The sequence below is a fragment of the Micromonospora sp. KC207 genome (assembly GCF_004348615.1).
GTDB lineage: Bacteria > Actinomycetota > Actinomycetes > Mycobacteriales > Micromonosporaceae > Micromonospora.
Genome location: NZ_SMKJ01000226.1, coordinates 1 through 12,307, shown reverse-complemented (window position 1 = coordinate 12,307; position 12,307 = coordinate 1). Strand labels below are relative to the sequence as shown.

Below are 12,307 nucleotides of genomic sequence, written 5' to 3'. Positions count from 1 at the left end.
CCGGTGCGTTGGGTGGCCAGCACGGCTGCCGCGTGGGCGGCGAGCAGGGTGAGGGCGACCAGGTGGGCCAGGCCGAGGGCGGCGACGACGGCGGCGTACCCCGCCCAGCGTTGCCAACCGGGCCGATCCAGCGCCCGGACCAACAGCAGCGTCGCCAGCACCGCGAAGAGGGCGACGAACGCGTACGGGCGGGCCTCCTGGGCGTACCGGGAGGTGCCGGGCAGGGACGCGAACAGCAGCCCGCCGGTCAGGCCCGCCTGCCGCCCGAACAGCCGTGCGCCGAGCGCGGCGGCCAGCCCGGCCGTGCCCGCCGTGGCCAGCGCCGACGGCGTCCGCAGCGCGGCGGGCGAGTCCCCGCAGAGCGCCACCCAGCCGTGCATGAACAGGTAGTACGGCCAGGTGGCGGCGTCGATGGTGCCGGCCATTCGGGCCAGATCACCCAACGGGCGGGTGGCGGCGCTCCAGGTGGCCAGCTCGTCCCGCCACGGCTGGGCCGAGCCGATCCCCGCGCCGGTGACCGCCAGCGTCGCCAGGGTCGGCCACAGCCAGACCGCGCCGAGCCATCCCGGCAAATAACGCCTTGCGGGCGATCCGTCCACGACGCCGAGCCTTCCACACCCGGCCGTGCCCGGGGGGTGGAGCGAACACCGTCGATCGGCGGCGATCCCGTCCGGGCATGGGGGCGGCGGCCTCCCGCACCCGGGAGGGAACCCTTTGCCTGTTCGGACGCGATCCCGGCCCCGGAGCGCATCGGTGGCCCGTGATGTGGGATCACACCCGCGGCCATTGGTAGGTCCACGGTGGGTGTGGGAGCATGGTCGCATGCTTGCCGCTGTCGTCCGTCGCTTCGTGGCCCGTCGCCACGTCGACTACGGCCGCGTGCGCAGCGCCATCTGTCCGGCCCACTGACGACGCCCGACCAATCCGTCTCGGGCGCGTAGTCGCGCCGGCCGTCCGACACCGTAGTCCACGGCCCGTCCCACGGGCCGGCCGCGCGCCCGCGCTCAGAGGCACAGCAGACAACGGAGGACGCCGCGATGGCGGTCAGCAGCACCCCGGCCCGACCCGAGGCACCCACGGCACCCGTCGCGCGGGCACCCCGCCGCCCCCGTGGCGAGGGTCAGTGGGCGCTCGGCCACCGCGAGCCGCTCAACGCCAACGAGCGGATCAAGAAGGACGACGATCCGCTGAACGTCCGGGCCCGGATCGAGAACATCTACGCCCACCGCGGGTTCGCCTCGATCGACCCGCAGGACCTGCGCGGCCGGTTCCGCTGGTGGGGCCTCTACACCCAGCGCAGGGCCGGCATCGACGGCGGACGTACCGCCGTGCTGGAGCCGCACGAGCTGGAGGACGAGTTCTTCATGCTCCGCGTCCGGGTGGACGGCGGTCAGCTCACCCTGGCCCAGCTCCGGGTGGTCGCGGACATCTCCCGGGAGTTCGCCCGGGACACCGCCGACATCACCGACCGGCAGAACATCCAGTACCACTGGATCCGGGTCGAGGACATGCCGGAGATCTGGCGTCGGCTGGAGGCGGTCGGCCTACAGACCACCGAGGCGTGCGGCGACTGCCCGCGCATCGTGCTCGGCAGCCCCGTCGCCGGGGTGGCCGAGGCCGAGCTGCTCGACCCGACCCCGGCGCTCGACGAGATCGTCCGCCGGTACGTCGGAGACAAGCGGTTCTCCAACCTGCCCCGCAAGTTCAAGACGTCGATCTCGTGGCTGGTGGACACCCCGTACGAGGCGAACGACATCGCCTTCTTGGGCGTCGACCACCCGGAGCACGGCCCCGGCTTCGACGTCTGGGTCGGCGGCGGCCTCTCCACCAACCCGATGCTGGCCAAGCGGCTCGGCGTCTGGGTGCCGCTGGCCGAGGTCCCGGACGTCTGGGCGGGCGTGGTCGGCATCTTCCGCGACTACGGCTACCGCCGGCTGCGCAGCCGGGCCCGGCTGAAGTTCCTCGTCGCCGACTGGGGCGTGGAGAAGTTCCGCGAGGTGCTGGAGAAGGAGTACCTGGGCCGCACGCTGCTCGACGGGCCCGCCCCGGCGTTGCCCGACAAGCCGGTCGACCACATCGGGGTGCACCGCCAGCGCGACGGGCGCGCCTACGTCGGGGCCGCCCCGGTGGTGGGCCGGGTCTCCGGCTCGCAGCTCGCCCGGCTCGCCGACGTGGTCGAGGCGCACGGCAGCGACCGGGTGCGGCTCACCCCGTACCAAAAGCTGCTGGTCCTGGACGTGCCCCCGGAGCGGACCAACTCGCTGGTGGCCGAGCTGAGCGCGATCGGCCTGGAGGCCCGGCCGTCGGCCTGGCGGCGCGGCACCATGGCCTGCACCGGCATCGAGTTCTGCAAGCTGGCCATCGTCGAGACCAAGGCGCGCGGCGAGGAACTGGTGGCCAGGCTGGAGGAGCGGCTGCGCGACTTCGACGCGGACATCTCCATCCACCTCAACGGCTGCCCGAACGCCTGCGCCCGCACCCAGGTCGCGGACATCGGCCTCAAGGGGCAGCTCGTGGTCGGCCCCGACGGCCGACAGGTCGAGGGCTTCCAGGTGCACCTGGGCGGCGGCCTGGGCATGGCGCAGGGGCAGACCGCCGGCTTCGGCCGCAAGCTGCGCGGCCTGAAGACCACCGCCGACGAGCTTCCGGCGTACGTGGAACGGCTCGCCCGCCGCTACCTGGCGAGCCGGACCGAGGGTGAGACTTTCGCCAACTGGGTGATCAGGGTGGACGAGGAGGAGCTGCGATGAGCGAGCGAAGCGAGCGATCCGGCAGGCTCAGCGAGCCTCGTCGTGACGCGAAGCGAAGCGAGGCGACACGATGAGTGAGACCCGATCGGCACCGTTGTACTGCCCGTACTGCGGCGAGGAGGACCTGCGGCCGAGCGAGGCCGGGCACGGTGCGTGGGAGTGCCACGCCTGCGCCCGGGTGTTCACGGTGAAGTTCACCGGCCTGCTGACCCGGGCGGTGACCCGATGAGCGCCCTGGTCTCGGCGGCCACCCTGGGGCTGGTCGGCCCCGACGGCCCCACGCCCGCCGACCCGGCCCGGCGCGGCCCGCAGGAGCTGCGGGAGCTGGCCGAGCGGGCTGGGCGGGAGTTGGAGGGCGCGCCGGCGCTGGAGATCGCCCGCTGGGCGGCCGAGACGTTCGGTGACCGGTTCTGCGTGACCAGCTCGATGGCGGACGCCGTGCTGGCCCACCTGGTCTCCCGGGTCGCGCCCGGGGTGGACGTGGTCTTCCTCGACACCGGTCTGCACTTCCCGGAGACGCTGCGGGTCCGCGACGAGGTGGCCCGCCGGCTGCCCGTCAACGTCCGGTCGATCCGCCCCCGGCTCACCGTGGGCCAGCAGGACGGCGAGTACGGTCCCCGGCTGTTCAACCGGTCCCCGGACGACTGCTGCCAGCTGCGCAAGGTCGAGCCCCTGGAGCGGGCGTTGGCCGGGTACGACGCCTGGGCCGCCGGGCTGCGCCGCGACGAGTCGCCGACCCGGGCCAACACGCCGGTGGTGACCTTCGACGCCCGCCGGGGCAAGGTGAAGGTGAACCCGATCGCCGCCTGGAAGCAGGCCGACGTGGACGCCTACGTCGCCCGGCACGACATCCCGGTCAACGAGTTGTTCAAGCGCGGCTACGGTTCGATCGGCTGCTGGCCCTGCACCCGCCCGACGAGGGCGGGGGAGGACCCCCGGGCCGGTCGCTGGGCGATGTTTGAGAAGACCGAGTGCGGCCTGCACCTCTGACCGTGTCCGGGGCCCCGGCGTCGGCGCTCGCGGCCGGCGATCCGGTGGTCCTGGTGGCGCACGGCAGCCGGGACCCCCGGGCGGCCGAGGCGACGCGGGCGCTGGCCCGGGCGGTCTGCGCCGCCCGCCCCGGCGTCGCCGTGTCGGCGAGTTGGCTGGATCACACGGACCCGGGGCCGACGGCGGTGCTGCGGTCGCTGGCGGCGGCCGGGCATCCCCGGGCGGTGCTGGTGCCGCTGCTGCTGACCGCCGCGTACCACCGACGGGTGGACGTCCCGGAGGCGGTCGCAGCGGCCCGGGAGTCGGGGCCGCCGATCGACGTACGCGTCTCCGACGTGCTCGGCCCGGCCGACGGCGTGGTCGACGGCGCGCTGCTGGCCGGGTTGCGGAGGCGGCTGGCGGAGGCGGAGCCCGGCCGGTTCGACGCGCTGGTGCTCGCCGCAGCGGGCACCCGGGACCCCCGGGCGCGTGGCTCGGTGGGGCGGGTCGCGGCGGCGCTCGGCGCGGAACTCGGGGTGCCCTGCCGGGTGTCGTACGCCTCGGCGGCTCCGCCGGGCGTGGGCGCGGCGGTGTCGCGGCTGCGCGTGGAGGGTGCCCGGCGGGTGGTCGTGTCGGCGTACTTTTTGGCCCCGGGACTCTTCCACGACGCCGTGCTGGCGGGGGCGCGGGCGGCCGGCGCGGTGACGGTGTCCGGGCCGCTCACCGACGCCCCGGAACTGGCCGATCTGGTGCTGCGTCGGGCGGACGCCGCGCCGGCGACGTGAGCGGACGGCTACGACTCGCGGTCGGTGCGACGGCTCGACGGTTGGCTGAGCAGTCGCGGTGCTGAGGGGGCCGCCACAGCAGAACGCCCCGACAGGTGCTGCCCTGTCGGGGCGTGGAGCTGTGGTGCGATGCGTTGGGTCAGGCGGAGTGAGCGCGCAGCACCCGGAGGCCACCGCGACGCTTGACGGCGCGCCGCTCCTCCTCGCTCATCCCGCCCCAGACGCCAGCGTCCTGACCGGACTCAAGCGCCCACTGGAGGCACTGGTCGGTCACGGAGCAGCGCCGGCAGACGGCCTTGGCCTGCTCGACCTGCAGGAGAGCCGGACCGGACGTCCCGATCGGGAAGAACAGCTCCGGGTCCTCGTCGCGGCAGACAGCATGGTGACGCCAGTCCATGGCGGCAACACTCCTCATTCTGGATGGGTGGCAGATATTGCTTTTGGTGCTTTTCCTTTATGCGTCCGCACGCCGATGGTCACGGTTCGCGTCCACCAATTCGGCGCTGCGTGAGCAGGCTCTGGTAGCCACTGGGACCTGCTGGAACAGCTCAACACAATGAGCATGTCCAGGCAATGTCCCGGTAACTCAAGTTCGCTTGTGAATACTTTCACGAACTCACGCGATGTCAAGGGTGGCGCCTAGAAAAACTCCAAGCGGTGAGCAAGCTCACGACCCCTTTGTCCGGTTTGCAGGGAGTCCTGGTTACCTGGCGTACCACAGTCGAGGATCAATATAGTACAGTCTGCGGAACATTGCTGACATTTCCGGCACCTCGCCCTCGGTGTGGCGGCCACCGCATCGGCTGCGGTGTGGGGATCGCGCTCGACCAAGGGCTGTACCCGAGACCTAGCAGATTACTCTCAGTGCGGCCGGAACGGATGCGAATCTAACTTTCTCCCGCTCCCCAAGATAGTCCCCGTCGAGCTGGAAAGCCTGAGGGCGGCTCGCGGCCAGGGTGAACTCGGCCAGATCGTGCAGCCGGAGCACCTGGCGCCCCCGAGGATCGGGCGTCCGGGAGAAGAACTGGGTCACCGTGCGTGCGGTGCTGGCCACGCGGAGCTGTCGCATGGCGAGCACGTCGAGCCCGAGGTCGAAGGATGCCGCCGGATTCGGGTTGACCTCCCGCTCGCCCAGGTACGTCCAGGGCGCGGTGTTCTGGATGATGACCGTCGACAGTTCGCCCTCGGGCGTCTCGCCGGGCCGCTCCAGCGAGATCGTCGAGTGGCGGCGCTCCGAGCCGAGGAAGTACTGGTTGACCGTCGAGCGGAAGTAGAGCGCCGGTGTGGCGACCCGGCCGCGCCGGCGGGCCTGCTCCACCCGGTGGATGACCGCCGCGTCGATGCCGAAGCCGGCGCAGAAGGTGAAGTAACGGTCGTCGGCCCGGCCCAGCCCGATCGTCCGGGACCGCCCTAGCCGCAGTCCCTCCAAGATCATGCTGGTGCCCTCCGGCCACTCCCGGGGCAGGCCGAGCGCGCGGGCGAACACGTTGGTGGAGCCGCCGGGGACGGTGGCCAGCGCCGGCAGCCGCTCGGCGGGACTGCCCCCGGTGCGGATGGTCGGCGGCTCGGCCGTCATCAGGCCGTTGACCACCTCGTTCACCGTGCCGTCGCCACCGAGCGTCACCACCAGGTCGACGCCCTCCTCGGCGGCCTCCCGGGCGAGGTCCGTGGCGTGGCCCCGCCGGCGGGTGTACCGCACCGACAGGTCGACTTCGCTGCGCAGCGCCCGGACCAGGACGTCCCGGCTGCGCTCGCTGGTGGTGGTGGCCTTCGGATTGACCACCAGGACGGCCCGCATGGGCGGCACTGTACCGCGACCCGTTCCCGGTATCGTGTCGCGCGTGACCATCGACTCGGACCGGAACCCGACCACGCTGCGCTGGGCGGTCCGGTTGCTCCGGGCGGAGGCGGCCGCCCTCGGCCTGGTCGCCGTGTGGCTGGTCTGGGCCGACCTCACCGCCACCACCACCGATTTGCCGTCGGCGCTGCTGGTGACCGCGTTCGCCCTCGGCGGCGCGGTCGCCCTCTGGGCGCTCGGCGGTGCGCTCGACCGGCACCGGGCCGGGGCCCGCGCCCCGGCGATCGTCCTACAGCTCATGCTGCTGCCGGTCGGCTGGTACATGATCCAGGGCGACCTGGATTGGCTCGGCGTGCCGCTGATGGCGCTCGGCCTCGGCGTCAGCGCACTGCTCGTCAGCCCGTCCACCACCCGGGCCCTCGGCCTGTCCTGACCCGAGCGGCGACGCCCGGCTCGGCGGCGGTCAGTAGCCGGAGGCGCGGCGGGTGAGCAGCGAGATGGTGGCCCGGCCGTTCGAGGCGTTCGCCGAGGCGGCCGTGGTGAGCGCCGTCAGCACCTTCCAGGCGAAGGACGACTCGGCGGGCAGCGTCGCCCCGCGCACGGTCGGCACGGTCACCTCGACGGTCAGCGCGTCCTCGGTCACTTGGAACCGGCACTCCAGCTCGGCGTCGCGGGTGGCGATCGCGAGGAGCATCGCGCACGCCTCGTCCACGGCGATCCGCAGATCCTCGATTTCGTCGAGGGCGAATTGGAGACGGGCGGCGAGGCCGGCCGTGGCGGTGCGGAGCACACCGAGGTAGCCGCCGTCGGCGGGCACCGTGAGGTGCACGATGTCGTCGTCTGTCGCTGGCTGGCCGGTCAGTTGAGTCACGCCTCATCCCCCCGGTGGGGGACTCTACCCCGTCAGGCCGACGGACGCGTGGGCCTGACGCTCGCCGGGCCGCCCGCCCGCGCCGCGAGGGCGGCCAGGGCCGGCCCGGTCAGCCGGTACGGCACCCACTCCTCCATCGGGGACGCGCCGATCGAGGCGTAGAACCGGGCGGCCGGATTCCAGTGGATCATCGACCAGTCGAGCCGCCGGTAGCCCCGCTCCACACAGATCGCGGCCAGGGTGGCCAGCAGTTGCCGGCCGGCGCCGGTGCCCCGCGCCTCGGGCCGGACGTAGAGGTCCTCCAGGTAGATGCCGTGTACGCCGGCCCAGGTGGAGAAGTTGAGAAACCACAGCGCGAAGCCGAGCGGCCGGTCGGCCTCGTCGACGGCCACATGACCGAAGAGCGCGGGCGCCGGACCGAACAGGGCTCCGGTGAGCTGCCCGGTGGTCAGGTGGCACTGGTCGGCGGCCCGCTCGTACTCGGCCAGTTCGTGCACCATGGCGACGACGGCCGGCGCGTCCTCGGGACGCGCCGGCCGTACCGTTGGTGTGGACCCGGGGGTCACGCCTGCTTGGTCTCCCAGAAGATCTTCGAGATCTCGTCGATCTTCTGGAGCAGCTCGTCGGCCCTGGCCGGGTCGACGCTGCCCTTGGCGCCACTGGCGCCAGCAAGCTTGGTGGCCTCGTTGAACAGGGTGTGCAGGTTCGGGTACTTCTCGAAGTGCGCCGGCTTGAAGTAGTCCGTCCAGAGCACCCACAGGTGGTGCTTGACCAACTCGGCGCGCTGCTCCTTGATGATCAGCGCCCGGGTGCGGAACTCGGGGTCGGTGTTCGCCTGGTACTTCTCGGCGATCGCCTTGACCGACTCGGCCTCGATCCGGGCCTGGGCCGGGTCGTAGACGCCGCAGGGCAGGTCGCAGTGGGCGCTGACGGTGACGCTCGGCACGAGGATGCGCGGAAGTCGCATCGGGATCCTCCATGGGAAGTTTGCGATGATCCAAGACGACATTACTCCTGGAGATGCTCCCCGAGCGGGGCGGAGGTGAAACCGGTGCCCGCCGACGACCCCCGAGCCGCCGACCGGCTGCGGGGACCCCTCACCGCCGTACTGGTGACCGGCCCGTCCATGGCACCCACCCTGCGCCACGGCGACGCCCTGCTGGTCCGGCGCCGGGGCCGCCCGATCCGACCGGGCGACATCGTGGTCGCGGTCTTCCGCAGCCGCCCGGACCTGCTCGTGGTCAAGCGCGCGGTCCGCCCCGCCGCCGGCGGCTGGTGGGTACGCGGGGACAACGACCTGGTCACCGACGACTCCCGGGCGTACGGCGTGGCCGACGTGCGGGGCCGCGTGATCGCCCGCTACTGGCCCCGGCCGGGTCGCCTGCGCCGCCCCTGCGGCTACCCGCCGGTATGACCCTACTCACATCCCGCTTGTGCTGCCGACACTATGCTCTGCAGGTGTCCGGGTGACCCCCGCACCGTGCCACCGCCGCTGGCCGCCTTACCTTGCGCCCGCGCCGGTCGCCTCGTCTGCCCGACAGATCCTGGAGTCACCATGTCTTCGTCCACCGTTGACCCGGCTGATCCCGTCTTCCAACTGCACGTCGGCGGCAAAATGGCCGTCGCCTCCACCGTCCCGCTGACCAGCCGGGAGGACCTCTCCCTCGCGTACACCCCGGGGGTGGCGCGGGTGTGCGAGGCGATCGCCGTCGACCCGGCGCTGGCCGACGACTACACCTGGGCGGGGCACACCGTCGCCGTCGTCACCGACGGGTCGGCCGTACTGGGGCTGGGCAACATCGGCCCGCGCGCGGCGCTGCCGGTGATGGAGGGCAAGGCGGTGCTGTTCAAGCAGTTCGGCGGCGTGGACGCCGTGCCGGTCTGCCTGGACACCCAGGACGTCGACGAGATCGTGGCCGTGGTGAAGGCCCTCGCCCCCTCGTTCGGCGGGATCAACCTGGAGGACATCAGCGCGCCGCGCTGCTTCGAGGTGGAGCGCCGGCTCGACGAGGCGCTGTCCATCCCCGTCTTCCACGACGACCAGCACGGCACGGCGATCGTCGTGCTCGCCGCGCTGCGTAACGCGGCCACCCTGCTCCAGCGCAAGCTCGGCGACCTGCGGGTGGCGGTCAGCGGCGCGGGAGCGGCCGGGGTGGCGGTCACCCGGATGCTGATCGCCGGGGGCGTCGACCCGGCCCGGGTGGTGGTCTGCGACTCGAAGGGGATCATCGGCCGGCACCGTGGCGACCTCACCGGCACCAAGGCGGACCTCGCGGCGGACACCAACGCCGAGGGCCGTTCCGGCGACATCACCGAGGCGCTGCGCGACGCCGACGTGCTCGTCGGCGTCTCCGGCGGCCAGATCCCCGAGGCGGCGGTGGCCGGGATGGCCCCTGGCGGGATCGTCTTCGCCCTGGCCAACCCGACGCCCGAGGTGCATCCCGAGGTCGCCGCCCGGCACGTCGCTGTCGTCGCCACCGGCCGCAGCGACTACCCCAATCAGATCAACAACGTGCTGGCCTTCCCCGGCGTGTTCCGGGGCGCGCTGGACGCCCGGGCGACCCGGATCACCGACGGGATGAAGGTGGCCGCCGCCGACGCGATCGCCGCAGTGGTGGCCGAGGCGCTGACCGCCGACGCGATCGTGCCGTCCCCGCTGGACCCGCGGGTCGCCCCCGCGGTCGCCGAGGCCGTCGCCGAGGCCGCCCGCCGCGACGGCGTGGCCCGCGCCTGACGTGCAAGCAGGGGCCCCTTGTTAACGCATCCGGTATAGCAGGGGCCCCTTCTTAACACCCCCGGTCCTTGTTACGGTGCGGATCATGCGTGCCGCCTTCGCCACGAGTTTCGACGCCGACAACCCGCTCGCCGCGCTGACCGTCGGCGAGCAGCCCGAGCCGACCCATCCCGAGGACGACTGGGTGACCGTGCGGGTGCTGGCCAGCTCGATCAACCACCACGACCTGTGGTCGCTGCGCGGCGTCGGCCTCGGCGCGGACCGGCTGCCGATGATCCTCGGCTGCGACGCCGTCGCGACGGCCCCGGACGGCACCGAGGTGTTGGTCTTCCCGCTGGTCGTCGATCCGGGCGACCCGCGCGGGATATCCATCCTCTCCGAGCACTTCCCCGGCACCTTCGCCGAGCGGGTGGCCGTACCCCGAATGAACCTGCTGCCCCTGCCGGCCGGCGTGTCCGCGACGGACGCCGCCTGCCTGCCCACCGCCTGGCTCACCGCGTGGCGGATGCTGACCACCAAGGGCCGGGTCGACGAGGCCGATGCCGTGCTGGTCCAGGGCGCGGGCGGCGGCGTCGCGACGGCGGCCATCGCGCTCGCCGTCGCGCTCGGCAAGCGGGTGTACGCGACCAGCCGCGACGCCGGCAAGCGGGAGCGCATCACGGAGCTGGGGGCGACCGCGCTGGAGCCCGGCACCCGGCTGCCCGAGCGGGTCGACGTGGTGATCGAGACGGTCGGCGCGGCGACCTTCGAACACTCCCTGAAGTCGGCCGCGCCGATGGCGCGGATCGTGGTCTCCGGGGCGACCGCCGGGTACGAACCGAAGATCAACCTGCGGCGGGTCTTCGCCATGCAACTGGAGATCCTCGGCACCTCGATGGGTACCCCGGACGAGCTGACCGAGTTGCTGGCGTTCTGCGCCGAGTACGAGGTGCGCCCGGTGGTGGACAGCGTGGTGCCGTTCAGCCGGATCGAGGAGGCGTTCGCCCGGCTGCACTCCGGCGCGGCCTTCGGCAAGATCGTCATCGACCACACCGCGTGAGCGGCTGTTGGCCGGCGCTGGTAGCCGTTCGGAGCGGCCCTTAGCTGTTAGGAGAGGCCCTTCCTGTACCGGAAGCGTCAGCAGGGGGCCCCTCCTGCCGGTCCCTCCTCACAGCCGGTCGTCGAGGGTGGCCAGGCCGCCGCGGGTGGCCTCGTCCGGCAGCCGGCGCTTCGCCGCAGGGTCCCCGTACAGCGTCCAGCGCAGGAACTCGACGCAGGTGCCCGAGACGACCCGCAGGGCGGCGCCGTCGGTGAGCAGGGCCCGCCCGTGGTCGCCCTCCGGGAGGCTGAGCATCGCCTTGGGCCAGGGCACCTTGTCGTACGCGGCCCTGCCCGAGGCGTAGTCGACCACCTTGTCGGCCTCGCCGTGCACGAACAACTGCGGGGCGGCGGCCCCCGCGAACGCGGTGCCCACGCCCAGGCCGGTGCCGGCGAAGACCACCCCGGCGTCCAGCCGCTCGTCCCGGCCAGCCGTGAACAGGCCGATCGTGGTCACCCCGCCGGCCGAGTGCCCAGCCGCCGCCACCCGGTCGGTGGCGAGCCGGCCGCGCAGCGGGTCGCCCGCCTTCGCGTTCAGGGCGAGCACCCGGGTCAGCGCGTACGACACGTCGGCCGGCTGGTTCAGCACGTCCAGCACGTTGGTGTCGGTGCCCCGGGCGGTGTGCGGGAAGGCCGGCGCGGCCACCACGAAGCCGGCCGCCGCCCAGTGGGTGAGCAGGGTGACGTAGTCCTCGGGCCGCCCGTTCAGGCCGTGGCTGAACATCACCACGGGGAAGCGGCCGGTCGCGGCGGTCGCGGACCGCTGCGGCGTCCCGCCGGCCGTGCCCCGGGCCGGGTACCAGACGGTCACCGGCAGCGGGCGGTCGCCGTCGCGGTTGAGCCTGAGCTGGCGTACGCCGACGGCAAAGCTCTCGCTCGGCGCGCTGCCGATGGGTACGCGCGCAGCAGGGGTGGTCGCCTTCGGCGGCTGCCCCGGTGCGGCCTCGCGCCAGGTGGGCTCCGTGCCACCCGAGCATCCGGCCAGGCCGGCGGTGAGCAGGACGGCGGTCAGCAGGCAGGTGGCACGGCGGCGGCGCATGAATCCGATTGTGCCTCGCGGGCCGGGTGCCGCCGGCCGGCACCGCACCGCAAGTCAGGGCGTGATCACCCGGGGCATCGGTGGTGGGACGTCGGGGTCGGGCCTGCGGGCGTCGACGTCGTCGCGGACGAGTTCGAGCTGCACGTCGACCGGCACGATCGACCAGTTAGCCCGGTCAGCCTGCCGGGTGTCAGGACTTGCCGGGTGTCAGGAAGGGGCCCTTCCTATACAGAAAGCGTTAACAGGGGGCCCTTCCTTGCAAGCCCAGGTGGTGTGGGTGGGGT

General features: G+C 72.9%; 15 protein-coding genes. 8 read left to right on the top strand and 7 right to left on the bottom strand.

The genetic code is table 11. From position 1 onward, the window contains the following. A partial coding sequence (locus tag E1258_RS23880; RefSeq protein ID WP_243715648.1) for a glycosyltransferase family 39 protein occupies nucleotides 1-572 on the bottom strand: 572 nt, incomplete at its 3' end. A gap of 465 nt (nucleotides 573-1,037) precedes the next feature. On the opposite strand from E1258_RS23880, the gene E1258_RS23875 reads away from it, so the two are divergent. From E1258_RS23875 to E1258_RS23865, 4 genes are all read left to right on the top strand, one after another. Then, a complete protein-coding gene (locus tag E1258_RS23875; RefSeq protein ID WP_132405061.1) occupies nucleotides 1,038-2,750 on the top strand; it encodes a nitrite/sulfite reductase in 1,713 nt (570 codons plus the stop codon). 70 nt (nucleotides 2,751-2,820) lie between these two features. Further along, complete coding sequence (locus tag E1258_RS33535; protein ID WP_165949883.1) at nucleotides 2,821-2,979, top strand: hypothetical protein; 159 nt, start codon at nucleotides 2,821-2,823, stop codon at nucleotides 2,977-2,979. Further along, the gene (locus tag E1258_RS23870; protein WP_007072796.1) at nucleotides 2,976-3,740 is read left to right on the top strand and encodes a phosphoadenylyl-sulfate reductase; all 765 of its coding nucleotides are present in this window, start codon (nucleotides 2,976-2,978) and stop codon (nucleotides 3,738-3,740) included. Before E1258_RS33535 ends, E1258_RS23870 begins: the two co-directional genes overlap by 4 nt. Next, the gene (locus tag E1258_RS23865; RefSeq protein WP_132405059.1) at nucleotides 3,722-4,504 is read left to right on the top strand and encodes a sirohydrochlorin chelatase; all 783 of its coding nucleotides are present in this window, start codon (nucleotides 3,722-3,724) and stop codon (nucleotides 4,502-4,504) included. Before E1258_RS23870 ends, E1258_RS23865 begins: the two co-directional genes overlap by 19 nt. Nucleotides 4,505-4,643: 139 nt before the next feature. Here E1258_RS23865 and E1258_RS23860 read toward each other — a convergent pair whose 3' ends face one another. Next, nucleotides 4,644-4,901, bottom strand: a complete 258-nt coding sequence (locus tag E1258_RS23860) for a WhiB family transcriptional regulator (protein ID WP_007072794.1) — start codon at nucleotides 4,899-4,901, stop codon at nucleotides 4,644-4,646. Nucleotides 4,902-5,351: 450 nt separating this feature from the next. Continuing rightward, entirely contained in the window at nucleotides 5,352-6,302 is a 951-nt protein-coding gene (locus E1258_RS23855; RefSeq protein ID WP_132405057.1) for a diacylglycerol kinase family protein, read from the bottom strand. A 43-nt stretch (nucleotides 6,303-6,345) separates the two neighbouring features. Between E1258_RS23855 and E1258_RS23850 the strand changes: the two genes are divergently transcribed. Beyond that, the gene (locus tag E1258_RS23850) at nucleotides 6,346-6,735 is read left to right on the top strand and encodes a hypothetical protein (protein ID WP_132405055.1); all 390 of its coding nucleotides are present in this window, start codon (nucleotides 6,346-6,348) and stop codon (nucleotides 6,733-6,735) included. Between the two features lie 30 nt (nucleotides 6,736-6,765). Here the strand turns inward: E1258_RS23850 and E1258_RS23845 are convergent, their stop codons facing one another. The 3 genes from E1258_RS23845 to sodN are packed head-to-tail and all read right to left on the bottom strand — an operon-like array spanning nucleotide 6,766 to nucleotide 8,140. Continuing rightward, complete coding sequence (locus tag E1258_RS23845) at nucleotides 6,766-7,173, bottom strand: ATP-binding protein (RefSeq protein ID WP_007072791.1); 408 nt, start codon at nucleotides 7,171-7,173, stop codon at nucleotides 6,766-6,768. A 32-nt stretch (nucleotides 7,174-7,205) separates the two neighbouring features. Continuing rightward, entirely contained in the window at nucleotides 7,206-7,739 is a 534-nt protein-coding gene (locus E1258_RS23840) for a GNAT family N-acetyltransferase (protein WP_132405053.1), read from the bottom strand. Then, the gene (gene sodN / locus E1258_RS23835; RefSeq protein WP_007072789.1) at nucleotides 7,736-8,140 is read right to left on the bottom strand and encodes a superoxide dismutase, Ni; all 405 of its coding nucleotides are present in this window, start codon (nucleotides 8,138-8,140) and stop codon (nucleotides 7,736-7,738) included. Before sodN ends, E1258_RS23840 begins: the two co-directional genes overlap by 4 nt. A gap of 84 nt (nucleotides 8,141-8,224) precedes the next feature. On the opposite strand from sodN, the gene E1258_RS23830 reads away from it, so the two are divergent. The 3 genes from E1258_RS23830 (at nucleotide 8,225) to E1258_RS23820 (ending at nucleotide 10,946) form a co-directional block, all read left to right on the top strand. Then, nucleotides 8,225-8,587, top strand: coding sequence for a S24/S26 family peptidase (locus E1258_RS23830; protein ID WP_132405051.1), 363 nt, complete (start codon nucleotides 8,225-8,227; stop codon nucleotides 8,585-8,587). Nucleotides 8,588-8,728: 141 nt separating this feature from the next. Then, a complete protein-coding gene (locus E1258_RS23825; RefSeq protein ID WP_132405049.1) occupies nucleotides 8,729-9,907 on the top strand; it encodes an NADP-dependent malic enzyme in 1,179 nt (392 codons plus the stop codon). 76 nt (nucleotides 9,908-9,983) lie between these two features. After that, nucleotides 9,984-10,946, top strand: coding sequence for a zinc-binding dehydrogenase (locus tag E1258_RS23820; protein WP_207919688.1), 963 nt, complete (start codon nucleotides 9,984-9,986; stop codon nucleotides 10,944-10,946). Nucleotides 10,947-11,054: 108 nt separating this feature from the next. Here the strand turns inward: E1258_RS23820 and E1258_RS23815 are convergent, their stop codons facing one another. Next, complete coding sequence (locus E1258_RS23815; RefSeq protein ID WP_132405045.1) at nucleotides 11,055-12,023, bottom strand: chlorophyllase; 969 nt, start codon at nucleotides 12,021-12,023, stop codon at nucleotides 11,055-11,057. Between the last annotated feature and the right edge of the window lie 284 nt (nucleotides 12,024-12,307).

What these genes read in the sequence shown, in the direction of transcription:
- E1258_RS33535 (WP_165949883.1), top strand. Translation starts at nt 2,821, where the DNA reads ATGAGTGAGACCCGATCGGCACCGTTGTACTGCCCGTACTGCGGCGAG.
- E1258_RS23870 (WP_007072796.1), top strand. Translation starts at nt 2,976, where the DNA reads ATGAGCGCCCTGGTCTCGGCGGCCACCCTGGGGCTGGTCGGCCCCGAC.
- E1258_RS23815 (WP_132405045.1), bottom strand. Translation starts at nt 12,023, where the DNA reads ATGCGCCGCCGCCGTGCCACCTGCCTGCTGACCGCCGTCCTGCTCACC.
- E1258_RS23825 (WP_132405049.1), top strand. Translation starts at nt 8,729, where the DNA reads ATGTCTTCGTCCACCGTTGACCCGGCTGATCCCGTCTTCCAACTGCAC.
- E1258_RS23860 (WP_007072794.1), bottom strand. Translation starts at nt 4,901, where the DNA reads ATGGACTGGCGTCACCATGCTGTCTGCCGCGACGAGGACCCGGAGCTG.
- E1258_RS23855 (WP_132405057.1), bottom strand. Translation starts at nt 6,302, where the DNA reads ATGCGGGCCGTCCTGGTGGTCAATCCGAAGGCCACCACCACCAGCGAG.
- sodN (WP_007072789.1), bottom strand. Translation starts at nt 8,140, where the DNA reads ATGCGACTTCCGCGCATCCTCGTGCCGAGCGTCACCGTCAGCGCCCAC.
- E1258_RS23875 (WP_132405061.1), top strand. Translation starts at nt 1,038, where the DNA reads ATGGCGGTCAGCAGCACCCCGGCCCGACCCGAGGCACCCACGGCACCC.